At 68.9% G+C, this 22672-nt stretch carries 18 protein-coding genes and 1 pseudogene; 16 read left to right on the top strand and 3 right to left on the bottom strand.

The features are described 5' to 3' along the window. The first annotated feature begins 2 nt into the window (after positions 1–2). Genes ilvD through ilvC form a run of 4 tightly spaced genes read left to right on the top strand, consistent with a single transcriptional unit; the run spans position 3 to position 5195 of the window. Positions 3–1721, top strand: a complete 1719-nt coding sequence (gene ilvD / locus ACWGO6_RS01700) for a dihydroxy-acid dehydratase (protein ID WP_091027444.1) — start codon at positions 3–5, stop codon at positions 1719–1721. A 50-nt stretch (positions 1722–1771) separates the two neighbouring features. Then, positions 1772–3574 (top strand): acetolactate synthase large subunit, encoded by a 1803-nt coding sequence (locus ACWGO6_RS01695; protein WP_136043748.1) that lies wholly within the window; start codon positions 1772–1774, stop codon positions 3572–3574. A gap of 3 nt (positions 3575–3577) precedes the next feature. Further along, on the top strand, positions 3578–4087 hold the full coding sequence (gene ilvN, locus ACWGO6_RS01690; RefSeq protein ID WP_091027442.1) for an acetolactate synthase small subunit: 510 nt from the start codon (positions 3578–3580) through the stop codon (positions 4085–4087). Beyond that, complete coding sequence (gene ilvC, locus ACWGO6_RS01685; RefSeq protein ID WP_452325675.1) at positions 3987–5195, top strand: ketol-acid reductoisomerase; 1209 nt, start codon at positions 3987–3989, stop codon at positions 5193–5195. Before ilvN ends, ilvC begins: the two co-directional genes overlap by 101 nt. Positions 5196–5254: 59 nt before the next feature. On the opposite strand, the gene ACWGO6_RS01680 is transcribed toward ilvC, so the two are convergent. Beyond that, complete coding sequence (locus ACWGO6_RS01680) at positions 5255–8089, bottom strand: FAD-binding and (Fe-S)-binding domain-containing protein (RefSeq protein ID WP_452325674.1); 2835 nt, start codon at positions 8087–8089, stop codon at positions 5255–5257. A gap of 74 nt (positions 8090–8163) precedes the next feature. Here ACWGO6_RS01680 and ACWGO6_RS01675 point away from each other — a divergent pair, with 74 nt between their 5' ends. Beyond that, a complete protein-coding gene (locus ACWGO6_RS01675) occupies positions 8164–8826 on the top strand; it encodes a GntR family transcriptional regulator (RefSeq protein WP_136043750.1) in 663 nt (220 codons plus the stop codon). Between the two features lie 13 nt (positions 8827–8839). On the opposite strand, the gene ACWGO6_RS01670 is transcribed toward ACWGO6_RS01675, so the two are convergent. After that, positions 8840–9781: a hypothetical protein gene (locus ACWGO6_RS01670; RefSeq protein ID WP_136043751.1), complete on the bottom strand. Its 942-nt coding sequence runs from the start codon at positions 9779–9781 to the stop codon at positions 8840–8842. Between the two features lie 85 nt (positions 9782–9866). Between ACWGO6_RS01670 and ACWGO6_RS01665 the strand changes: the two genes are divergently transcribed. The 3 genes from ACWGO6_RS01665 to serA all read left to right on the top strand — a co-directional run bounded on the left by ACWGO6_RS01665 (position 9867) and on the right by serA (position 12391). Then, positions 9867–10331, top strand: a complete 465-nt coding sequence (locus ACWGO6_RS01665; protein ID WP_136043752.1) for a hypothetical protein — start codon at positions 9867–9869, stop codon at positions 10329–10331. Then, complete coding sequence (locus ACWGO6_RS01660) at positions 10328–10663, top strand: hypothetical protein (RefSeq protein ID WP_136043753.1); 336 nt, start codon at positions 10328–10330, stop codon at positions 10661–10663. The genes ACWGO6_RS01665 and ACWGO6_RS01660 overlap by 4 nt, the downstream gene beginning before the upstream one ends. A gap of 123 nt (positions 10664–10786) precedes the next feature. Further along, positions 10787–12391, top strand: coding sequence for a phosphoglycerate dehydrogenase (gene serA, locus ACWGO6_RS01655; protein WP_136043754.1), 1605 nt, complete (start codon positions 10787–10789; stop codon positions 12389–12391). Positions 12392–12455: 64 nt separating this feature from the next. Here serA and ACWGO6_RS01650 read toward each other — a convergent pair whose 3' ends face one another. Continuing rightward, positions 12456–12998: a TetR/AcrR family transcriptional regulator gene (locus ACWGO6_RS01650; protein WP_452325673.1), complete on the bottom strand. Its 543-nt coding sequence runs from the start codon at positions 12996–12998 to the stop codon at positions 12456–12458. Positions 12999–13093: 95 nt separating this feature from the next. Here ACWGO6_RS01650 and ACWGO6_RS01645 point away from each other — a divergent pair, with 95 nt between their 5' ends. The 8 genes and pseudogenes from ACWGO6_RS01645 (at position 13094) to gltX (ending at position 22594) form a co-directional block, all read left to right on the top strand. Continuing rightward, entirely contained in the window at positions 13094–14629 is a 1536-nt protein-coding gene (locus ACWGO6_RS01645; protein WP_136043756.1) for an MFS transporter, read from the top strand. Positions 14630–14708: 79 nt separating this feature from the next. Further along, positions 14709–15752 carry a 3-isopropylmalate dehydrogenase gene (locus ACWGO6_RS01640; protein WP_452325672.1) on the top strand — a complete coding sequence of 348 codons (1044 nt, stop codon included), beginning with the start codon at positions 14709–14711 and terminating at the stop codon, positions 15750–15752. Between the two features lie 60 nt (positions 15753–15812). Next, positions 15813–16913: a branched-chain amino acid aminotransferase gene (locus ACWGO6_RS01635; RefSeq protein WP_136043758.1), complete on the top strand. Its 1101-nt coding sequence runs from the start codon at positions 15813–15815 to the stop codon at positions 16911–16913. A gap of 830 nt (positions 16914–17743) precedes the next feature. Then, positions 17744–18073: a hypothetical protein gene (locus ACWGO6_RS01630; RefSeq protein WP_452325671.1), complete on the top strand. Its 330-nt coding sequence runs from the start codon at positions 17744–17746 to the stop codon at positions 18071–18073. Positions 18074–18242: 169 nt separating this feature from the next. Continuing rightward, complete coding sequence (locus ACWGO6_RS01625; protein WP_452325670.1) at positions 18243–19019, top strand: fumarylacetoacetate hydrolase family protein; 777 nt, start codon at positions 18243–18245, stop codon at positions 19017–19019. Beyond that, positions 19016–20274 (top strand): annotated as a pseudogene (locus ACWGO6_RS01620) (MFS transporter). The gene ACWGO6_RS01625 and the pseudogene ACWGO6_RS01620 overlap by 4 nt, the downstream one beginning before the upstream one ends. Positions 20275–20345: 71 nt before the next feature. Further along, complete coding sequence (locus ACWGO6_RS01615; protein ID WP_240745184.1) at positions 20346–21035, top strand: class I SAM-dependent methyltransferase; 690 nt, start codon at positions 20346–20348, stop codon at positions 21033–21035. Between the two features lie 53 nt (positions 21036–21088). Beyond that, on the top strand, positions 21089–22594 hold the full coding sequence (gene gltX / locus ACWGO6_RS01610; RefSeq protein WP_452325669.1) for a glutamate--tRNA ligase: 1506 nt from the start codon (positions 21089–21091) through the stop codon (positions 22592–22594). Positions 22595–22672: the final 78 nt, after the last annotated feature.

Raw genomic sequence — 22672 nt, 5'->3', positions numbered from 1 at the left:
TCATGTCCTCGCATGATCCCTCCAATAGCGCGCCCATCGACATCAAGCCCCGTAGCCGCGTCGTCACCGACGGCATCGAGGCCACGACCTCCCGAGGCATGCTCCGTGCCGTCGGGATGGGAGACGCCGACTGGGACAAACCGCAGATCGGCATCGCGTCCAGCTGGAACGAGATCACGCCCTGCAACCTGAGCCTCGACCGGCTCGCGCAGGGCGCCAAGGAGGGCGTGCACTCGGGCGGCGGCTATCCGCTGCAGTTCGGCACGATCTCCGTCTCCGACGGCATCTCCATGGGCCACGAGGGCATGCACTTCTCGCTGGTGTCGCGTGAGGTCATCGCGGACTCCGTCGAGACCGTGATGATGGCCGAGCGCCTCGACGGCTCTGTCCTGCTCGCCGGCTGCGACAAGTCGATCCCGGGCATGCTCATGGCGAGCGCCCGCCTCGACCTCTCGAGCGTGTTCCTGTACGCCGGCTCGATCGCACCGGGGTGGGTCAAGCTCTCCGACGGCACCGAGAAGGACGTCACCATCATCGACTCGTTCGAGGCGGTCGGCGCCTGCCGTGCCGGTCTCATGAGCGAAGAGGACCTCAAGCGCATCGAGTGCGCGATCGCCCCGGGGGAGGGTGCCTGTGGCGGTATGTACACCGCGAACACGATGGCATCCGTGGCCGAGGCACTCGGTCTCAGCCTCCCGGGCTCGGCCGCGCCGCCCGCTGCAGACCGTCGCCGCGACTACTTCGCGCACCGCTCGGGCGAGGCGGTCGTGAACCTGCTCCGTCAGGGGATCACGACGCGCGACATCCTCACCAAGGAGGCGTTCGAGAATGCGATCGCCCTGGCGATGGCCCTCGGCGGCTCCACCAATGTCGTGCTGCACCTGCTGGCGATCGCCCGCGAGGCCGACGTCGAGCTGAGCCTGCACGACTTCAACCGCATCGGCGACAAGGTTCCCCACGTCGCCGACATGAAGCCGTTCGGCAAGTACGTCATGAACGACGTCGACCGGCACGGCGGCATCCCCGTGATCATGAAGGCGATGCTCGACGAGGGCCTCCTGCACGGTGATGCACTCACCGTCACGGGCAAGACGCTCGCCGAGAACCTCGCCGACCTCGACCCGCAGCCGATCGACGGCGAGGTCATCCACACGTTCGACAACCCCATCCACGCGACGGGCGGACTCACGATCCTGCACGGCTCGCTGGCTCCCGAGGGCGCCGTCGTGAAGACGGCCGGCTTCGACGCCGCCGTCTTCGAGGGCCCTGCCCGGGTGTTCGAGCGCGAGCGTGCCGCCATGGACGCCGTCGCCGAGGGCGAGATCGAGCCCGGCACCGTCATCGTCATCCGCTACGAAGGCCCCAAGGGCGGACCGGGTATGCGCGAGATGCTCGCCATCACGGCGGCCATCAAGGGCGCGGGGCTCGGAAAAGATGTACTACTCTTGACTGACGGACGATTCTCAGGCGGCACAACCGGCCTGTGCATCGGCCACATAGCACCCGAAGCGGTGGACGCAGGTCCCATCGCCTTCGTGCGCGATGGTGATCTGATACGGGTCGATATCGCAGCTCGCTCTCTCGATCTACTCGTCGACGACGCAGAGCTCGCCTCCCGCCGTTCCGGCTGGGAGCCGCTTCCCCCGCGCTACACCCGAGGCGTTCTTGCCAAGTACTCGCGCCTCGTGCGGTCCGCCGCCGAGGGAGCGACCACCGGCTGACCCGGCCGCCCGGCGTCCGGTGTCCTCCACAGATCATCAGAAGGAAAGTCATGACTGCTGACTCCGCCCCGGCTGTGCCGAGGCCGCCCGCCCGTCAATCCTCTGCTCCGGAGATCACCGGTGCCGAGGCCGTCGTCCGCTCGCTCGAGCTGCTCGGTGTCACCGATGTCTTCGGTCTTCCCGGCGGCGCGATCCTCCCGGTGTACGACCCGCTGATGGATGCCGAGGATCTGCGGCACATCCTGGTGCGGCACGAGCAGGGGGCCGGGCACGCGGCCGAGGGCTACGCCTCGGCTTCGGGCAAGGTGGGCGTGTGCATCGCGACCTCCGGTCCCGGTGCCACGAACCTCGTCACCGCGATCGCCGACGCCTACATGGACTCGGTGCCGATGCTGGCCATCACCGGCCAGGTGTTCTCGACGCTGATGGGAACCGATGCGTTCCAGGAAGCCGACATCGTGGGCATCACGATGCCGATCACCAAGCACTCGTTCCTGGTGAAGGACGCTGCCGACATCCCGGGCGCGATCGCCGCGGCCTACGAGATCGCCGGCACCGGTCGTCCCGGTCCCGTGCTGGTCGACATCACGAAGGATGCGCAGCAGGCCACCGCGCCGTTCGTGTGGCCGCCCAAGATCGATCTCCCCGGCTACCGACCGGTGACCAAGGCGCACGGCAAGCAGATCCAGGCCGCCGCGACCCTGCTCGCCGAGGCCAAGAAACCGGTGCTGTACGTCGGCGGCGGCGTGATCCGCGGCAAGGCGTCGGCGGAGCTCCTCGAACTCGCGGAGTCCACTGGTGCGCCCGTGGTCACCACGCTGATGGCTCGCGGCGCGTTCCCGGACTCCCACCCGCAGCACCTCGGGATGCCCGGCATGCACGGCACCGTTCCCGCCGTGCTGGCGCTCCAGGAGGCCGACCTCCTCGTCTCCCTCGGTGCACGGTTCGATGACCGCGTGACAGGCAAGGCGGCGCTCTTCGCCCCGAACGCCAAGGTGGTGCACGTCGACATCGACCCCGCGGAGATCTCGAAGATCCGCACCGCGGATGTGCCGATCGTGGGGGATGTCCGCGACGTGCTGACCGACCTGGATGCCGCGTTCCGCGGTGCGACGGCCAGCGCGAAGCCCGACATCGAGGAGTGGTGGTCGTACCTCGATGGCCTCCGCACCGAGTTCCCCCTCGGCTATGCGCCGACGACCGACGGGCTCCTCGCCCCGCAGTACGTGATCCAGCGCATCGGCGAGCTCACGGGCCCCGAGGGCATCTATGCCTCGGGCGTCGGCCAGCACCAGATGTGGGCGGCGCAGTTCATCAAGTACGAGCGCCCCAACGCCTGGCTGAACTCCGGCGGCGCCGGCACCATGGGCTACTCGGTCCCTGCGGCGATGGGTGCGAAGGTCGCAGAGCCCGGGCGGCACGTCTGGGCGATCGACGGCGACGGCTGCTTCCAGATGACCAATCAGGAGCTCGCGACCTGCGCGATCAACAACATCCCGATCAAGGTCGCGATCATCAACAACTCCTCGCTGGGCATGGTGCGCCAGTGGCAGACGCTGTTCTACGACGGCCGCCACTCGAACACCGACCTCAACACCGGGCACGGCACTGTTCGCATCCCCGACTTCGTGAAGCTCGCCGAGGCCTACGGGTGCCTGGCGATCCGCGTGGAGAAGGAGGAAGAGGTGGATGCCGCCATCCAGCTCGCGCTCGAGACGAACGACCGCCCCGTGGTGATCGACTTCGTCGTCAGCGCCGATTCCATGGTGTGGCCGATGGTCCCGCAGGGAGTCAGCAACAGCTATGTCCAGTACGCCCGCGAGCACGCGCCCGCCTTCGACGAGGAGGACTGATCCATGTCGACCCACGTGCTGAGCCTGCTGGTGGAGAACACCCCCGGTCTCCTCACCCGCGTCGCCGGGCTGTTCGCCCGTCGCGGCTTCAACATCGATTCCCTCGCCGTCGGCGTGACCGAGGTGCCCGGGATCTCCCGGATCACGGTCGTCGTCGACGTCGATGAGCTGCCGCTCGAGCAGGTCACGAAGCAGCTCAACAAGCTGATCAACGTGATCAAGATCGTCGAGCTCGACTTCTCGACCTCGGTCCAGCGCGAGCACATGCTCGTGAAGGTCCGCACCGACAACGCCACGCGCTCGAACGTGATCGAGGTGGTGAACCTCTTCCGCGCATCCGTGGTGGACTACGCCTCGGACGCGCTCGTGATCGAGGTGACCGGCGACAAGGGCAAGGTCGACGCGATGCTCCGTGCGCTGGAGCCCTTCGGCATCAAGGAGATCGCGCAGTCGGGTCTCCTCGCCATCGGGCGCGGCGGCAAGAGCATCACCGAGCGCGTCCTGCGCGGCTGACCGACCCGAGTACCCACTTTTCGCCGCTCATCGAGCACGCGAAGCCAGACGAAACGCAAAGAACAAGGAGAAACACACCGTGAGCACCGAGATCTTCTACGACGCCGACGCAGACCTGTCCCTGATCCAGGGCAAGAAGGTCGCGATCGTCGGCTACGGCTCGCAGGGCCACGCCCACGCGCAGAACCTGCGCGACTCGGGCGTCGAGGTCGCCATCGCGCTGAAGGAGGGCTCCAAGTCCGCCGCGAAGGCCGAAGAAGCCGGCTTCCCCGTGAAGACCGTCGCCGAGGCCACCGAGTGGGCCGACGTGATCATGATCCTCGCGCCGGACCAGCACCAGCGCATCATCTACAGCGAGTCCATCGCGCCGAACCTCACGGCCGGCAAGACGCTCGCCTTCGCGCACGGCTTCAACATCCGCTTCGGCTACATCGACGCACCCGAGGGTGTCGACGTGATCCTGGTCGCCCCGAAGGCGCCGGGCCACACCGTCCGCCGCGAGTTCGTCGCCGGCCGCGGCATCCCCGACATCATCGCCGTGGAGCGCGACGCATCGGGCCACGCCTGGGACCTCGCCCTCTCCTACGCGAAGGCCATCGGCGGCACCCGCGCCGGCGTCATCAAGACGACCTTCACGGAAGAGACCGAGACCGACCTGTTCGGCGAGCAGGCCGTGCTGTGCGGTGGCGTGAGCCACCTGGTGCAGGCCGGCTTCGAGACGCTGACCGAGGCGGGCTACCAGCCGCAGATCGCGTACTTCGAGGTGCTGCACGAGCTCAAGCTCATCGTCGACTTGATGTGGGAGGGCGGCATCGCCAAGCAGCGCTGGTCGATCTCGGACACCGCCGAGTTCGGCGACTACGTCTCGGGCCCGCGCGTCATCGACGAGCGCGTCAAGGAGAGCATGCAGGGCGTGCTGGCCGACATCCAGTCGGGCGCCTTCGCGAAGCGCTTCATCGACGACCAGGACAACGGCGCGGAGGAGTTCCTCGCGCTGCGCGCCAAGGAGGAGCAGCACCCGATCGAGGTCACCGGCAAGGAGCTGCGTTCGCTCTTCGCCTGGAAGCAGCAGGACGAGGACTACGTCGACGGCAGTGCTGCGCGCTGATTCGATTCTCGAAAGAACGGGCGTCCCCTCGGGGGCGCCCGTTCTTCGTCTGCCGGGGGTCAGGGCCGTGTGAGCTCCGCGAGGATCTCGATCACGTGCCGGTATGGGCGGCCGGTGGCCCTGGTCATCCCGATCTCGCACGTCCGGTTCGCCGAAACGAAGGCATCGAATCCGCCGCGCTCGCCCTCCGCCGCCGCGATCTCGGCCGATTCCTGCGCCGTCGCACTGGCGGTGAGTTCCGGATGCAGCATCCCGCGGTCGCCGGCGAAGGCGCAGCATCCCCAGCCCTCGGGGATGAACACGTCGTCCGCGACGGCGGCCGCGATCGCGGTCAGAGCTCCGGTCGCGCCGAGGGCGGTCGTCGAGCACGTCGGGTGCACGGCAACCGTCGGGAGCTTCGCGCGCACGGTCAGCCGCGGCAGCACCTCACGGGCGACGTAGGTCGTGGCATCCTCGATCCGGAGCCCTGCGTACTTCGGGTTGTTCGCCACGGACTGCGCGAGCATCACATCGAGGCCCTCGGTGCAGGACGCGGCGTCGCACACGACGGGCAGCTCGCCCTGGCGGCTCGCCTCCCAGAGGGAGTCCAGCACGCGGTCCGACATGAGGCGGTAGCCGTCCAGGTGGCCCTTCGACTTCCAGGGCGTGCCGCAGCAGAGGCCGCCGTTCTCCTCCGGGATCACGACGGGGATCCCGGCGCGGTCCAGCAGCTCTCGCAGCGCGTCCCTCGATCCCTGACCTTCGGCCTCCCCGCCGAACATCGTGCCGATGCACGCTCCGAAGAACACGGCCTGCGCGTCGCTCGGGGCTTCGGGGCGCGGAGGTTTCGACCCGCCGCGGGGGAGCCCACCGTCGTAGAGAGGGAGTGTGTCGGCGCCCAGCACCGCCCGTCCCACCTGGGTCACACCGCGGACCAGCGGCGCCGGGAGCGCGTCGGCGACCGTGAGGGCGACGCCACCGGCTCGGGTGACCGTGCTCCAGTGCTTCGCCGCCGTGCCCCACAGGGCGCCCTCGATCGCGTTGGACTGCTCCGCCCGCAGTCGGCGCACGAGGTCACCGGTGTTGATGTCCACGGGGCACGCCACGCCGCACATGCCGTCGACGGCGCAGGTCTGCACTCCGTCGTAGTCGTAGTCCTTCTGCAGGTCGCGTAGCAGCTCGGTATCGCCTTGCTCTTCCGCCCAGGCCATGTCGCGGCGGATCACGATGCGCTGACGCGGGGTGAGCGTGATGCTCTTGCTCGGACACGTCGGCTCGCAGTATCCGCACTCCACGCAGCGGTCGACCTCGTTCTCGACCGTGGGGACGCGCTTGAGGTCGTGCAGGTACGAGTCGGGATCATCCGAGAGCACGACGCCCGGGTTGAGGATGCCGTCGGGATCGAGCAGCCGCTTGATCTCCCACATCATGTCCGTCAGCTCGTCGCCGTACTGGCGGCGCACGAACGGCGTCATGATGCGACCGGTTCCGTGCTCGGCCTTCAGCGAACCCTGCTGGGACAGCACCAGGTCGACCAGGTCGTCCGTGAACCGGCGGTAGCGGGCCACGCTGTCGGCGTCGTCGAAGCGCTCGTTGAGCAGGAAGTGGACGTTCCCGTCCTTCGCATGACCGAAGATGACCGAGCCCTCGTAGCCGTGCTCGGCGAACAGCTCGATCAGACGTTCACAGGTCGCGAGCAGGCGGGGGACAGGGACGACGATGTCTTCGAGCAGAGCGGTCGTGCCGGAGGGACGCGCTCCGGCCACCGCGGTGTAGAGGCCCTTGCGCACGTGCCACAGGGCGGCACGTTCGCCCGCATCCGTCGTGAGCCGGGGCGCCACGGCCAGCGGCAGCTCCTCGAAATGCACCTGGGCGGCGGCACTCGCCTCCGCGAGGGACGCGGCATCGGACGCGTGGACTTCGACGAGGAGGGCCGCATGCCCCTGCACGTCGATCTCCGCGATGGCCGCCGGGACATCGCTCAGCCCCTGTGCGACGCGGAGCGATGCCGCATCCATCAGTTCGATCGTCGCGAGGCCGAGACGTGTCAGATCGGGGAGCGCGGTCATGGCCGCGGACAGGGTCTCGAACACCAACAGCCCGGTCGCGATCGCCGGACGCACCTCGATCGTGCGGAACCGTGCCTCGGCGACGAACGCGAGGGTGCCTTCGGAGCCGATGATGAGGTGTTCGAGGATGCGCACCGGATCATCGAAGTCGAGTAGGGCGTTGAGGCCGTAGCCCATGGTGTTCTTCATCGAGAACTGCTGCCGGAGGAAGGCGACCTGCTCGGGTGAGGCCAGCAGGCGCGCCCGCAGGCTCAGGAGCCCGTCGGCGATCTCCGGTTCCGCGGCGCGGAGCAGCTCGTTCGCGTCCGGGCGTCCGGTGTCGAGGATGGTTCCGCTGGGGAGCACGATCGTCATCGATTCGATGGTCTGGTACGAGTTCTCGGTGATGCCGCAGGCCATGCCGCTGGAGTTGTTGGCCACGACCCCGCCGATCGTGCAGGCGATCTCACTCGCCGGGTCCGGGCCGAGTTTGCGGCGGTGGCGTGTCAGACGGGTGTTGACCTGGCGGACCGTGGCTCCGGGACCGACGCGGACGAGTGCGCCGTCGTCCTCCACGCGGATGTCGCGGAAGTGACTGCGCGTATCGACGAGGATGTCGCCGCTGACGCTCTGACCGGAGAGGCTCGTCCCGCCGGAGCGGAAGGTCATCGTGCGCCCCGCGGCCCGCACCGCGCCGAATGCGCGGGCGACGCCCTCGGCATCCGCGGGGGAGAGCACCGCATCGGGGATGAGCAGGTAGTGGGAGGCGTCGTGTGCGCGGGCGAACCGATCGATGGACCGAGAGTGCACCTCGGTCGCGGGGCCCAGCAGCGCGGGGTCCAGCGGTTCGGCGAGTGTGGTCGGCACGATGCTCCTCTGCTTCGTCGAAAGATTGTCAGACAAGTGTACCGAGGGGCGGAGCGTTTCGTTAGACTGACCGGATGACCACGACCTCGGACGCGCCGCTCGGCATCGTCGGCGTGGTCGATGCCGTCACCGTTCAGCTGCGCGGACGCATCCTCAGCGGCGAGATCCGCTCCGGTGAGCCGCTCACGGAGGCGGCGGTCTCGCAGACGTTCGGTGTGGCCAGGCCGAGCGCGAAAGCGGCGATCGAACAGCTCGTCGCCACCGGCCTCCTGGTGCGCACCGCGCATCGAAGTGCGCGCGTCGTCGGGATCGACGCCGATACCGTGCGCGACGTCTATCGCACGAGGGTGAGGCTGGAGAGTGCGGCGCTGCGAGAACTCGCTGCGACCGGGACGGTTCCCGATGCCGCCCGCGACGCCAACGCCGAGATCCTCGCGATGCCGGGCGGCCCCGACCCGGCGACCGTCGACCCCGATCTGCGCTTCCACACCGCGCTCATCGACGCGCTCCAGAGCGAGCGGACCGGTCGCATGTACCGCAGCGTCCTCGACGAGGTGCGGCTGTGCATGGCGCAGGTGCAGGGACGCCGGCTGCTCGACGCTACGGTGATCGCCGCGCAGCACGCCGACATCCTCGACGCGGTCGAGTCAGGGGAGGGCGAGCGTGCGGCCGCCCTCCTCAACGCGCATCTCTCGTCGGCCGAGGAGAGGCTCGTCGAAACGCTCGACGCCGACTAGCGCCGACCGGCCGTCACTCGGCCGGGGCCTCCTCGACCACGATGGGTGCTTCGGTGGAATCCGCCCACTCCGGTGCGGGCAGGACGGTGTCGACCTGCCCCGCCTGGATCGCCCGCAGCGCCTCGGTGATCTCCTCGTCGTTCTCGGGAACGGGAAGGTCGCACGCGCGTAGCTCGGAGGCGAACTGCAGCGTCAGTCGGTTCTTGCCCGCTTCCACGGCCTCCGCCGTCGTGCCGGTGATGATCTCGCTGCCGGTCTGGATCGCCGAAACCTCGTCGCAGACGTGATAGACCTTGCCGCCCTCGACCCAGACGACCTCGTCCTTGCCGAGCAGCTGGATCACGGCGGACTGGTCGGCCGTGTACTGCTCGACCGACGGCGGAGCGAAGTCCACGCCGAGGACGACGGCGAGAGCCGCGAGGGCCACTCCGACGATGCCGGCCGTCGTCTTCTGTCCCTTGTCCATGTCCTTGTTGAGGAAGATCAGGATGACGAGCGGGAGGAAGGCGACGATCGCGATGATCGCACCGAGCTGGTTCTGCACGAAGAACCGAGTCTTGTCGGACTTGCGCGCTGGGTCGAGGCGGTTGGCCTTCTTCCAGAGCACCGATCCGGTGATCGAGAGTGCGGCGATCACGACCAGCAGCACGAGGAGGGCGATGAACGCCCACTGCGGGAACGTCGCGGTGACGCCTTGCTCTTCCAACAGGCCGGTATCGGGGTCACGGACGAGCTTCCCGTCCTCACCGACGAACTCCCGCTGACGCAGCAGCCAGAAGATGCCGACGGCTTCGCCGACGATCGCGATGGCCCACAGCACGGCGGCGATCCAGCGGAAACGGGTCGCCTTCGCCTTGCTCTCAGGAGTGGGGACCCATCCGGCGGGCGGCTCGGTATTCGTGCTGCTCGCCGCAGGCTGCTCGACGTCGGCGTTCTTCTTGTCGCTGTCGGCCACGGTGCTCCCCTTTTCCCTCCGATGCCCGCCATACCGGCTCGAGGCAACCCCGAGCATAGTGGACCGGGTGTCCTACTCTGGGGAGATGACTTCCGATTCCGACGACGCCCTCAACTGGGAGGGCGACGAGGCCGCAGCGCCGAAGGATCGCGCGCTTCCGCACGGCTGGAACGCCGTGGGCAGGGGCAGCGAAGACGTGGGGAGGGTCGAGGAAGACGGCACCGTCACCGCCGCTGCGCCTGACGAGCCCGCCGGCCTGAGCACGCCGATGCTCCTGATCCTCGGGATCGTCGGCGGCGTCTATCTCCTGTACACGATCGGCTGGATCGTCGGCGGGCTACGTCTGAAGCCGCTGGCCTCCTTCCTCGTCGACGACGCGATGTTCCTGCCGTGGTTCATGTTGGCGATCGCCGCGCCGGCGCTGTGGTTCCTCGCGACCTGGGTCCTGACCCGGGGGAGGGCCGCGTGGGTCCGCGTCGCCGTGCTGCTCGCGGGCGTGGTCCTCCTCGTTCCCTGGCCCTTCGTCACCGTGGGGGTGATCGGATCGTGAGTGCGTCTTCCGCTCCTCAGCAGGTCTCGGCGGGTTCGCCTCGCTGGCTCGTCGGACTCGTCATCGGTCTGGCCGGGCTCTTCTACGCCTACGCGGTGTGGAACGCCGTCGCGCACCTGATCACGATGGCGCAGACCGGATTGACCGGAGGGGGATGGGCGACACTTCTGTTCGGCGTCGCGTTTCCCGCCATCGTCTTCGCCTTCGCCTACGTGATCGGCCGACGACGTGGTGTGGGAGAGCTCGCGCTGGTGTTCCTCGCGGGACTCGGCGTCGTCGCGGTCTTCTGGATGAGCCTCATCGCGCTCAGCCTGACGATGCCGAGCGCCTGAGTCGCTCACGGTCACACGGCACGGAGGCCCTCGAGCGCTCGGGTAGAGTTGACGCGATCGCGCCCCCATGGTGTGCGGCGCATCGGCCACTCCCGCCTGCCGCGCTGCCCCGAAGGATCCACTGTGCCGAAGCCCGTCGTGCTCATCGCCGAAGTACTCTCTCCCGCCACCATCGAGGCCCTGGGCCCCGACTTCGACGTCCGTGACGTCGATGGCACCGACCGCGAGGCGCTGTTCGCGGCGCTGGCGGATGCCGATGCCGTGCTCGTCCGCTCGGCGACCCGCATCGACGAGGAAGCGCTCACGCACGCGCCGAAGCTCAAGGTCGTCGCCCGTGCCGGAGTCGGCCTCGACAACGTCGACATCAAGGCGGCCACGGCTGCCGGCGTCATGGTCGTCAACGCGCCGACCTCCAACATCGTCTCCGCCGCCGAGCTCACGGTCGGCCACATCCTGAGCCTCGCCCGCCGCATCCCGGCCGCGCACGCCTCGCTCTCCGCAGGCGCCTGGAAGCGCAGCTCCTTCACCGGAGCCGAGCTCTTCGAGAAGACGGTCGGCATCGTGGGTCTCGGCCGCATCGGCGCACTCGTCGCGGCGCGCCTCGCGGCGTTCGACATGCGCGTCGTCGCATACGACCCCTACGTCACCTCGGCGCGCGCCCAGCAGCTGGGCGTGCAGCTCCTCTCGCTCGATGAGCTCGTCGCCGAGTCCGACTTCCTCACGATCCACATGCCCAAGACGCCGGAGACCACCGGCATGATCGGCGCCGAGCAGTTCAAGGCCATGAAGCCGACCGCCTTCGTCGTCAACGTCGCGCGCGGCGGCCTCATCGACGAAGAGGCGCTGCACGCCGCCCTCGTCGCGGGGGAGATCGCCGGTGCGGGTCTCGACGTCTTCACCTCCGAGCCCCCGGCTGAGGGCGGTACCGCTCGTCCGCTGCTCGAGCTTCCCAACGTGGTCGTCACGCCTCACCTCGGCGCGAGCACCGAGGAGGCGCAGGAGAAGGCCGGCGTCTCGGTCGCCCGTTCCGTGCGTCTCGCGCTCGGCGGAGACCTGGTGCCCGACGCGGTCAACGTGGCCGGCGGCGTCATCGATCCGTACGTGCGCCCTGGCATCTCGCTGGTCGAGAAGCTCGGTCAGATCTTCGCCTCGCTGGCGACCTCGCCGCTCACGAGCCTCGACGTCGAGGTGCACGGCGAGCTCAACGACTACGACGTGAGCGTGCTCAAGCTCGCCGCGCTCAAGGGCGTCTTCACGAACATCGTCAGCGAGACGGTGTCGTATGTGAACGCCCCGCTCCTCGCCGATCAGCGCGGCATCGCCGTGCGTCTGCTCAAGGACGACGTGAGCGACGAGTACCGCAACGTCATCACGCTCACCGGTGCCCTGTCCGACGGCTCGCAGCTCTCGGTCTCCGGCACGCTCACCGGGCCGAAGCAGACGGAGAAGCTGGTCGGCATCAACGACCACACGCTCGAACTGCCGATCGAGAAGCACCACGTCGTGATGCTCTACACCGACCGCCCCGGCATCGTCGCGGTCTACGGTCAGAAGTTCGGCGAGGCGGGCATCAACATCGCCGGTATGCAGATCGCCCGCAAGGCGGCCGGTGCACAGGCGCTCAGCGTGCTGACGCTGGACTCCCCGGTGTCCGACGAACTGCTCGACGATGTGCGCGACGCGATCGACGCCGACCTGTTCCGTCAGATCGAGATCACCGAGGTCTGATCGGCGGCCGCAGACAAGAGGGCGGGAGCGCGATGCTCCCGCCCTCTCGCGCGTTCCGGTGGGGTCAGGCGGTCGCCTTCAGGACCAGCGCGATCAGCTCGGCGAGCTCGTCGCTGCGGGGGACCAGTCGATCGGGCCCGTGCACGTCGAGCGAGTTGTTGAAGTAGAGGCCGTCGCTGACCAGCATCACGAGGTCGAGGCTCGCCGTGTCCCGCACGTGCGGGCGGATCGTCTCCGCCCACCGTTGTCGGGTGTCGCGGAGCATGTCGGCTGCCGGCACGGATCCGCCCTGCGCGAGCCGGGTCGCGGCGATGAGCGCCCGGTCGAGCGCATCGTCCTCCATGACCGATGTGCGCACGTAGTAGGCGACGGGCCCTTCCTCGGCGGCAGACATCCGTTCCAGATCCAGAGTCGTCAGGCGGTCGAGGCGCTCCATCAGCCCGGCTTCGAGTTCATCCTTCGAGCCGAAGTGATAGAGCAGGCCCCCCTTGGAGACCCCCGCCGCCTTGGCCGTCGCGTCGAGCGTCGCGGCGCGTTCGCCGTCTTCGATGAGGATCGCTTCGAAGGCGTCGAGCACCTTCTCGCGGGCGAGGGGAGGTCGGGGCATCGTGGATCCTCTGCACAGGGAAGGGGCCGGAACTCTGTTACTATACCATCCGGACGGTTCACTAACCGTGCGATCAAGATTCTGAGAGGTGCTCCATGACCCGTACTGCGTCGATCCCGACGACAGAGACGGATGCTCCCCGCGTCGGAGCCCGAGGCTGGGCGGCGCTCATCGTCCTCATGCTGCCGGTGCTTCTGGTGTCGGTGGACAACACGGTGCTGAGCTTCGCGCTCCCCGAGATCTCCATCGCGCTCGCTCCCACCGGGGCCGAGCAGCTGTGGATCATCGACGTGTACCCGCTGGTGCTCGCCGGCCTCCTGGTGACGATGGGCACGTTGGGCGACCGCTTCGGCCGCCGGAAGATGCTGTTGATCGGCGCCACCGGGTTCGCCGCGGTCTCGGCCCTCGCCGCCTTCGCGCCGACGGCGGGGCTGCTCATCGCCGCCCGCGCGCTCCTCGGTTTCTTCGGCGCCATGCTGATGCCATCGACCCTCTCGCTGCTGCGCTCGATCTTCCAGAACCGCGACCAGCGCCGCATGGCGATCGCGGTGTGGGCGTCGGCATTCTCCGCCGGGTCCGCGCTCGGCCCGATCGTGGGCGGATTCCTCCTCGAGCACTTCGCCTGGGGATCGGTGTTCCTCATCGCCGTCCCGGTGCTCATCCCGCTCCTGATCGCGGCCCCCCTGCTCGTCCCGGAGAGCCGCGACCCGAACCCGGGCCGTATCGACCTGATCAGCATCGCGCTGTCGATGGCGACCATGATCCCCGTCGTCTACGCGATCAAGTCGCTGGCCGTCGACGGACCGAGTCTCACGGCCGGCGCCTGGGCTCTGCTCGGCTTCGGGATGGGGTACCTGTTCGTCCGTCGCCAGTTGCGCTCCCGGACGCCGATGCTCGACATGGCGCTGTTCCGGCGCGGTTCGTTCTCCGGGGCGATCCTGGTGAACCTGCTCAGCGTCGTCGCGCTCGTCGGCTTCCTCTACTTCGTGTCGCAGCATCTGCAGCTGGTCCTCGGGCTGTCGCCGATGATGGCGGGCTTGGCGCTCGTGCCCGGCATGCTCGCGATGATCGTCGCCGGCCTCTCGGTCGTGCCTGTCTCGCGCCGTGTCCCGCCGCACATCGTGATCCCGGTCGGACTCGCGTTCTCGGTGGCGGGCTACCTGATCGTGGCGTTCACGACCCATGAGCATGGCGTGCTCCCGCTCGTGGTCGCCTTCGTCGTGCTCGGCATCGGCATCGGCGCGGCCGAGACGATCTCCAACGAGCTGATCCTCTCCAGCGCCCCCGCCGCAAAGGCGGGTGCGGCGAGTGCCGTCTCCGAGACGGCCTACGAACTCGGCGCCGTGCTCGGCACCGCGGTGCTGGGCGGCATCATCACGGCGTTCTACCGTGGTGCACTCGTGCTTCCGGAGGGGCTGCCGGCCGACGTTGCGCACGCGGCGGGGGAGACCCTGGCCGGGGCCTACACCGCGGCCCAGGAGCTTCCGGCTGCTCTCGGCACGGCTCTCTGGGACGCCGCGGCCGCCGCGTTCGGCTCGGGCGTCATGGTGACGTCGCTGATCGGCGCCGGCCTCGTGGTCGTCGCCGGCGTCATCGCGGCCGTCACACTGCGCAAGGCCCCCTCGCACTGACCAGTACGCTGGGAGGACCGGCCCGCTCGACCTCGTCGGGCCCGGCCGGTCCATCCCCGTGCAGTGCGCAAGGAGTGTCATGTCGCGTGTCGTGAAGCTGGCCGTCATCCCCGGTGACGGCATCGGTCCCGAGGTCATCGCCGAGGCGGAGAAGGTGCTCGACGCCGTCACCGCCTCCAGCGGCGTGGTCTTCGACAAGACCCGTTTCTCGCTGGGCGCCGGACGCTTCCTCGAGACCGGCGACACCCTCACGGACGAAGACCTCGCGTCGATCTCGGCGAACGACGCGATCCTCCTCGGCGCGGTCGGCGGCACTCCGGGCGACCCGCGTCTGAAGGATGCGAACATCGAGCGGGGACTGCTGCTGAAGCTGCGCTTCACGCTCGACCACTACGTGAACCTGCGGCCGTCGAAGCTCTTCACCGGTGCCCCCGGCCCGCTGGCAGCTCCCGGAAAGATCGACTTCGTCGTGGTCCGCGAGGGCACGGAGGGTCCGTACGTCGGCAACGGGGGCGCGATCCGCAAGGGCACGCCGCAGGAGGTCGCGAACGAGACTTCGGTGAACACGGCCTTCGGTGTGGAGCGTGTCGTGCGCTACGCGTTCGAGCTCGCCGAGCGCCGTCGCAAGAAGCTGACGCTCGTGCACAAGACGAATGTCCTCGTGCACGCCGGCGCGATCTGGCAGCGCGTCGTGAACGAGGTCGCCGCCGCGCACCCCGACGTGACCGTCGACTACCTGCACGTCGACGCAGCCACGATCTTCCTTGTCACCGATCCCGCGCGCTTCGACGTGATCGTCACCGACAACCTGTTCGGCGACATCCTCACCGACCTCGCCGGAGCCGTGACCGGCGGCATCGGCCTCGCCGCCTCGGGGAACATCAACCCCGACGGCGCGTTCCCCTCGATGTTCGAGCCGGTGCACGGTTCGGCGCCCGACATCGCTGGCCAGCAGAAGGCCGACCCGACCGCCGCGATCCTCTCGATCGCCCTGCTGCTCGACCACCTCGGCCTCGCCGAGGAATCTGCTCGCGTGAGCGCCGCGGTCGAGGCCGACATCGCCGCCCGCTCCGGCGCGCGCACCACTGCGGAGATCGGCTCCGCGATCACTGCACGCCTCTGACTGCAGGCGTAGGCTGAACGGGCGCGAAGATGCGCCCACCCACGAGGAATGGATGATGAGATGACGACCATCGATGCCGAGGCGACCGTGGCTCCACTGGAGTTCCTCGTCATGAAGAACCTGAACGCTGTGTCACCCGACCGTCTCGCCGAGGCGCTGGAGAATCCGGGCTTCGGCGTGGTCTTCACCGATCACATGGTCGACATCTGCTGGTCCGCCAAGGGCGGGTGGCACCGTCCGCGCGTGCAGCCGTACGGTCCGATCCCGCTCGACCCCGCGGCATCCGTCCTGCACTACGCGCAGGAGATCTTCGAGGGCATCAAGGCCTACCGCCACGCCGACGGCTCGATCCACACGTTCCGCCCCGACCGCAACGCGGCGCGCCTGCAGGCCAGCGCCCGCCGACTCGCGCTGCCGGAACTCCCGACCGAGTACTTCATCCAGTCGCTGCGTGAGCTGATCGCCGTCGACGGCCGCTGGGTGCCGTCCGGCGCCGACCAGAGCCTCTACCTGCGGCCGTTCATGTTCGCCAAGGAGGCCTTCCTCGGAGTCCGTGCCGCGCAGAAGGTCGCCTACTACGTCATCGCCAGCCCCGCGGGCGCCTACTTCACCGGTGGTGTGAAGCCGGTGCGCATCTGGCTTTCCGAGGAGTACGCGCGCGCAGGCAAGGGCGGCACGGGCAAGGCGAAGACCGGCGGTAACTACGCGTCGAGCCTCCTCGCGCAGAGCGAGGCCAGCGCGAAGGGCTGCGACCAGGTCGTGTTCCTGAACGAGAAGCGCGACGTCGAGGAGCTCGGCGGCATGAACGTCGTCTTCGTCTTCAAGGACGGACGCGTGGTCACCCCCGAGTCCGACAGCATCCTCGAGGGCATCACCCGCGACTCGCTGCTGCAGCTCGCAGAGGACCGCGGCTACACGGTCGAGAAGCGGCCGATCTCGATCGACGAGTGGCGCGAGGGTGTGGCCTCCGGCGACATCGTCGAGGTGTTCGCGTGCGGGACGGCCGCGGTCGTCACCCCGATCGGCGCACTCGTCGGCGACGGGTTCGACGAGCCGCAGCCGCTGGGCGAGCTCGCGCTCTCGCTGCGCGAAGAGCTGACCGACATCCAGTACGGCCGCCGGGAAGACAAGCACGGCTGGCTCCTGCGCCTCGACGCCTGAGCTCCTCCGCCGAGACCCCGCCTTTCCGTCGAGACCCCGCCTTCTCAACTCCAGGAAGGCGGGGTCTCGGCGTTTACTCGGGGCCTCGGCGGCCGCCAGTCTTCCTGCACATCGGTGATCTGCGTCGACGAGCCTGTGGACCGCGGGTTGTCCCGCATTCCGTGCGGCCAGAATGGTGGATGCCACGAAAAATCGACCTCGATCGCGCCGAGTGCCTGCTGCAGTCCCGGGAGGATCTACTGCTTCGAGGATTCTCGGAGAGGACGCTGCGGGACGCGGTCGATCGCGGTGCCCTGCGCCGTGTCCACCGAGGGCATTACATCGAGAGTGCCGCCTGGGAGGACCTGTGGCCGGAGGGACGGCAGCTGGTTCACCTTGTCGCCGTCCGGCGGGCGAGCCCAGGTGACGGTCCGGTGTTCTCGCACGCCTCCGCCGCGGCACTGTGGGGTCTGCCATTGGTGGGACCGGTCAGTGACGTCGTCCACACAGTCATCCGGGGTCGTCGCCACAGCCGCACCGAGTCGGGGGTCGCGCGTCACGCCATATCGCTCGACACCGGGGACATCGTGCGGCACCACGGAATGTTCTGCACGTCGCTTGCGCGCACGGTCTTCGACGTCGCCCGAGTGCTTCGACCTGAGGCCGCGGTCGCCGCGGCGGATGCTGCTCTTCGGCTCGTCTCGATACGGGGGCATGACATCGACCTCGAGGCCGACGCCGCCTGGCGAGATGATTTCCGAGGGAGGTGCGCCGCGGGGTTGCGTGGTGTTCGGCGCGCCAGATGGGTGGGGGACTTCGCGGACGGTCGAGCACAATTGCCGGGCGAGAGCGTGAGCAGACTTCAACTCCACCGGCTCGGGTTCCGAGACATCGAGCTTCAGGTGCCGATCGTGGGCGCAGCGGGAGCGGATTATTTCGCAGACTTCGGATTCCGCCGCTCCCGGGCATTCGGCGAGTTCGACGGTGAGGGCAAATACCTCGAGTCGGACCTGCGGCTCGCGCCCACGCCCGTGGACGCCGTCCTCGCGGAGAAGCGTCGTGAGGACGACATCCGCGGGGTCACCGGGTGGCGGGTCGTTCGCTGGGGCGGGGCGCACATCCGGACGGCGGAGGCTCTCGGCGCGCGGCTTGCCGCGTTCGGCATCCGTCCGCCGGGGTGAGTGCGCGCCGACACCCCGGGTTCGCGTCGAAGCCCCGACCTACCGTCGTCTGAAACACGGGGCCTCGGCGTCAACACGGGGTCTCGACAGAAGAAGCGGGAGGGGGCGGGGAGCGCGAGGGGGAGCGGGACCGCGAGGGGAAGCGGGAGCGCTCGCTAGGCTGGATGCCATGAAGATCGCCCGGTTCAGCCACGACGAAGCCATCATGTACGGGATCATCGACGAGCGCGAGCTCGTGGTGCTCGCCGGAGACCCGATGTTCACCGGGTACGAGACCACCGGCGCCCGCGTACCGCTCGCGGATGCTGCTCTGCTCGCCCCGGTGATCCCGCGGTCGAAGGTGGTCTGCGTCGGAAAGAACTATCACGATCACGCGGCGGAGATGGGGGGAGTCGCTCCCGAGGAGCCGCTGCTCTTCCTGAAGCCCAACACCTCCGTGATCGGTCCCGGCGACGCGATCGTGCGCCCGACCCTTTCGGAGCGTACCGAGTACGAGGGCGAGCTCGTCGTCGTGATCGGGAAGATCGCGAAGAACGTGAAAGCCGAGAACGCGCTCGACTACGTGCTGGGCTACACGATCGGAAACGATGTGACTGCTCGTGACCTGCAGCGCAAGGACGGACAGTGGTCCCGCGCGAAGGGCTTCGACACGTTCTGTCCCCTCGGCCCCGTGATCGAGACCGACTTCGACCCGGCGAACGCCACGATCGAGACGCGGGTGAACGGCGAGGTGCGACAGCACGCGCCGCTCACCGACATGATCCACTCGGTGCCGGCGATCATCGAGTACGCCTCCGCCGTCTTCACGCTGCTGCCCGGTGACGTCATCATGACCGGCACCCCGGCCGGAGTCGGCACGTTCGAGGCGGGCGATGTGGTCGAGGTCGAGATCTCCGGGCTGGGCATCCTGCGCAACACCGCACGCGACGCCGTCCCCGCGCCATGAGTGATGTCGCCCTGACGGCGGCGCAGCAGACGGCGGTCCAGCGACGCACCGTGCTGGTGCTGTCGTTCGGGCAGGTTCTCGGCGGCATCGCCTTCGGGGCCACGGTCTCACTCGGCGCGCTCCTGGCCGCGGACATCTCGGGTAACGATGCCCTCTCCGGCCTGGCGACGGCGTCGGTCACGCTGGGGGCGGCGGCGTGCGCGATCCCGCTCGCACGGCTCGCCGCGCGCGTCGGACGTCGGCGCGCGCTCACCCTCGGCAATCTCTTCGCGCTGGTCGGCATCGCCGTCGTCATCCTCGCCGCTTCCCTGCGCGTCTTCCCCCTGCTGCTCGCCGGCATTCTGATGATCGGCGCCGGAAATGCTGGCAACCTGCAGTCCCGGTTCGCGGCGACCGACCTGGCAGCCCCGCAGCATCGGGGCCGTGATCTCTCGATCGTCGTCTGGTCGACGACCATCGGCGGCGTCGCCGGGCCTCTGCTCCTCGGACCCGGAGAGATCGTGGGGCAGGCGGTGGGCATGCCGCCGCAGACCGGCTCCTATCTCTCTCGTTCGTCGCGCAGTGCGCGGCTCTGGTGCTGTACATCGTCGCGCTCCGACCGGATCCGCTGCTGGCAGCGCAGCGCCTCGCCAAGGTGGCCGCGGCGACGACCGGAGCGGTGGTGCTCGACCGTCCTCGCGTGGCCCGCTACGCGATCTTCGCGGTCGCCGGATCCCACGTGGTGATGGCATCCGTGATGGCGATGACGCCGGTGCACCTGTCGCACATGGCGCACGGTGCGCACGGCATGGCGGCCACCCCGGCGGATGTGTCCGCGCTCGTGGGGATCACGATCGCCCTGCATGTCGGAGGCATGTATGCCCTGTCGCCGGTGTTCGGCGTGCTGGCCGACCGCTGGGGGCGGCTGCGCGTGGTGCTGCTGGGGCAGGCGCTGCTCGCCGGCGCACTGGCTTTCGCGGTGTTCACCGGCACGGAGGCATGGGGCGTCATAGTCGCGCTCATCCTGCTGGGGCTGGGATGGAGTGCGGCGACGGTCGCCGGCGCCGCACTGCTCACCGAGGCTTCGGCGCCCGAGCTGCGCACCCGTCGGCAGGGGCGCAGTGACTCGCTGATGAGCCTGTCCGCGGCAGCAGGATCAGTGCTGGCAGGGGTCGTGCTGGCGAACTTCCAATATGCGGGGCTCGGCGTGGCGGCGTCCATTCTGGTCATCGCGATCGTCGCGCTTTCTCCGCTGGCCCGCTCCGGCACCCGATGAAGGACTGGGTCGGAGTCGGCGAGGCCTTCTCCGCCTCGTACGCGGACCTCTGCGCGGGGACCTTCTCGACGATGCAACGCGCACTCGGCGCGCCCGCCGGCCGCAGCCTGCTCGATGTCGGTGCGGGCGACGGCAGGCTCGCTGCTGCCTGGGCAGATGCGGGCTGGATCGTCCGGTCGTGCGAGCCCGAGGCATCGATGCGTGCAGTGTCGCGGCGCCGCCATCCGCAGGTCGACACGGTCAGCGGGGCACTCCCGGATCTGCCGTTCGAGGACGGCGCGTTCGACGTGGTCGTCGCGAACTTCGTCCTGAATCACGTCGCATCTCCGCGGAGATCGGCAGCCGGGCTGCGGCGCGTGAGCCGTGGCGCCGTGGTCGCGACGACGTGGACGCTCTCGCCGTCGTGGTTCTGGGCCGAGATCACGGAACGCGCCGGGGTGGAGCCGTTCGCCGGCGCGAAGCTCTCCGGCGCTGAGGACTTCGAGCGGACGGCAGACGGATTCGCGCGGATGCTGCGGGAGGCGGGCCTGGAGCGCGTCACCGTCGCCGAGCATGTTTGGACCTGGAACGCGGAGCCCGATGCGCTCTGGCTCTCGGTCGAAGGCGGAGTGGCCGGTGCGGGCGCTCTATACACCGGACTGAATGCGGGGGATCGTCGACGATTCCGCGCGGCGTTCGACCTCGTCATCGAGGAGCGGCGCACGGGTGGTGTTCTGCCCCTCGAGCACCGGGCAGCGATAGCCGTGGCGACGGCCGGCTGAGCGCCCACCACCCGCCAGCGGAGACGACCCCGCCCCCGTAGAATCGAAGGGCTATGGCTACCCCTCACCCCCTCACCACGACTGTCAGTGGTGCCGACGTCCGCGTCCGCTTCTGCCCATCGCCGACCGGACTGCCGCACGTCGGCATGGTCCGCACGGCGCTCTACAACTGGGCGTACGCACGCCACAACGGCGGGAAGATGGTGTTCCGCATCGAGGACACCGATGCCGCCCGCGACAGCGAGGAGAGCTTCCGTCAGCTCGTCGACGCGCTCACCTGGCTCAAGATCGACTGGGATGAGGGTGTCGAGGTGGGAGGGCCGCATGCTCCCTACCGGCAGTCCGAGCGCCACGACATCTACCGCGGCGTGATCGACAAGCTCATCGCCACCGGAGCGCTGTACGAGAGCTACTCCACCGCGGAGGAGATCGACGCCCGCAACGAGGCCGCCGGCCGTGCCAAGCAGCTCGGTTACGACAACTTCGATCGCGACCTCACCGACGAGCAGAAGGCGGCGTTCCGCGCCGAGGGGCGTCAGCCCGCGCTGCGACTGCGCGTGCCGGACGAGGACCTCACCTACGTCGACCTCATCCGCGGCGAGGTCACCTTCCCCGCCGGTTCGTTCCCCGACTTCGTGGTCGTGCGACCGAACGGCGTGCCGCTGTACACGTTCGTGAACCCCGTCGACGACGCGCTCATGGGCATCACCCACGTGCTGCGCGGCGAGGATCTCATGCCCTCCACCGCACGCCAGCTCTCGCTGTATGCGGCGCTGATCGAGGCCGGTGTCACGACGTTCGTGCCGCGCTTCGCCCACATGCCGCTCGTGCTCGGTGAGACCGGAAACAAGAAGCTCTCCAAGCGCGACCCGCAGGCCGACCTGTTCCTGCACCGCGACCGCGGTTTCATTCCGGAGGGGCTGCTCAACTACCTCGCGCTGCTCGGCTGGTCGATCGGCCCCGACCGCGACGTCTTCTCGCTGGACGAGTTCACGGCGGCATTCGACATCGTGAACGTGAACCCGAACCCGGCCCGCTTCGACCAGAAGAAGGCCGAGTCGATCAACGGCGACCACATCCGGATGCTCGGGGAGAAGGACTTCGCCGAGCGCACGATCCCGTACCTCGCCGCAGCCGGCCTCTTCGACGAGCCCACGCACGAGCAGCTGGTGATGGCCTTCCGTGTGGCACCGCTCGTGCAGGAGCGCGTGCAACTGCTGGGCGAGGTCCCCGGCATGGTCGGCTTCCTGTTCGAGGACGAGGTGTCCTACGCCGAAGACGCCCTCAAGGGTCTGCCGGCGAATGCCGCCGAGGTTCTCGATGCGTGTGTCACCGCTCTCGAGCCGGTGGAGGAGTTCACGCCCGAGAAGATCCAGGAGGCGTTGGCGACCGCGCTCGTCGAGCAGCTCGAGCTCAAGCCGCGCGTCGCGTACGGTCCGCCCCGCGTCGCCATCACCGGCCGTCGGATCTCGCCGCCGCTGTTCGAATCGATGGAGCTGCTCGGCAAGGAGGAGTCGCTGCGTCGTCTGCGCTCTCTGTCGGCGTTCCTCGGAAGCTGAGCGCGACGCGCCCGAGCGGCAGCAGACGCCGGTGGTTTTGGTGTTCGGCCGCCGCTCGGGTAGGCTTGATTCTCGGTG

Source organism: Microbacterium sp. NPDC055665, assembly GCF_053618035.1.
This window is presented reverse-complemented; position numbering and strand designations above follow the sequence as displayed.

Coding starts and splice junctions, on each gene's coding strand:
- ilvD (WP_091027444.1), top strand. CDS start 3: ATGTCCTCGCATGATCCCTCCAATAGCGCGCCCATCGACATCAAGCCC.
- ACWGO6_RS01695 (WP_136043748.1), top strand. CDS start 1,772: ATGACTGCTGACTCCGCCCCGGCTGTGCCGAGGCCGCCCGCCCGTCAA.
- ilvN (WP_091027442.1), top strand. CDS start 3,578: ATGTCGACCCACGTGCTGAGCCTGCTGGTGGAGAACACCCCCGGTCTC.
- ACWGO6_RS01675 (WP_136043750.1), top strand. CDS start 8,164: ATGACCACGACCTCGGACGCGCCGCTCGGCATCGTCGGCGTGGTCGAT.
- ACWGO6_RS01665 (WP_136043752.1), top strand. CDS start 9,867: ATGACTTCCGATTCCGACGACGCCCTCAACTGGGAGGGCGACGAGGCC.
- ACWGO6_RS01650 (WP_452325673.1), bottom strand. CDS start 12,998: ATGCCCCGACCTCCCCTCGCCCGCGAGAAGGTGCTCGACGCCTTCGAA.
- ACWGO6_RS01645 (WP_136043756.1), top strand. CDS start 13,094: ATGACCCGTACTGCGTCGATCCCGACGACAGAGACGGATGCTCCCCGC.
- ACWGO6_RS01640 (WP_452325672.1), top strand. CDS start 14,709: ATGTCGCGTGTCGTGAAGCTGGCCGTCATCCCCGGTGACGGCATCGGT.
- ACWGO6_RS01635 (WP_136043758.1), top strand. CDS start 15,813: ATGACGACCATCGATGCCGAGGCGACCGTGGCTCCACTGGAGTTCCTC.
- ACWGO6_RS01625 (WP_452325670.1), top strand. CDS start 18,243: ATGAAGATCGCCCGGTTCAGCCACGACGAAGCCATCATGTACGGGATC.
- ACWGO6_RS01615 (WP_240745184.1), top strand. CDS start 20,346: ATGCAACGCGCACTCGGCGCGCCCGCCGGCCGCAGCCTGCTCGATGTC.
- gltX (WP_452325669.1), top strand. CDS start 21,089: ATGGCTACCCCTCACCCCCTCACCACGACTGTCAGTGGTGCCGACGTC.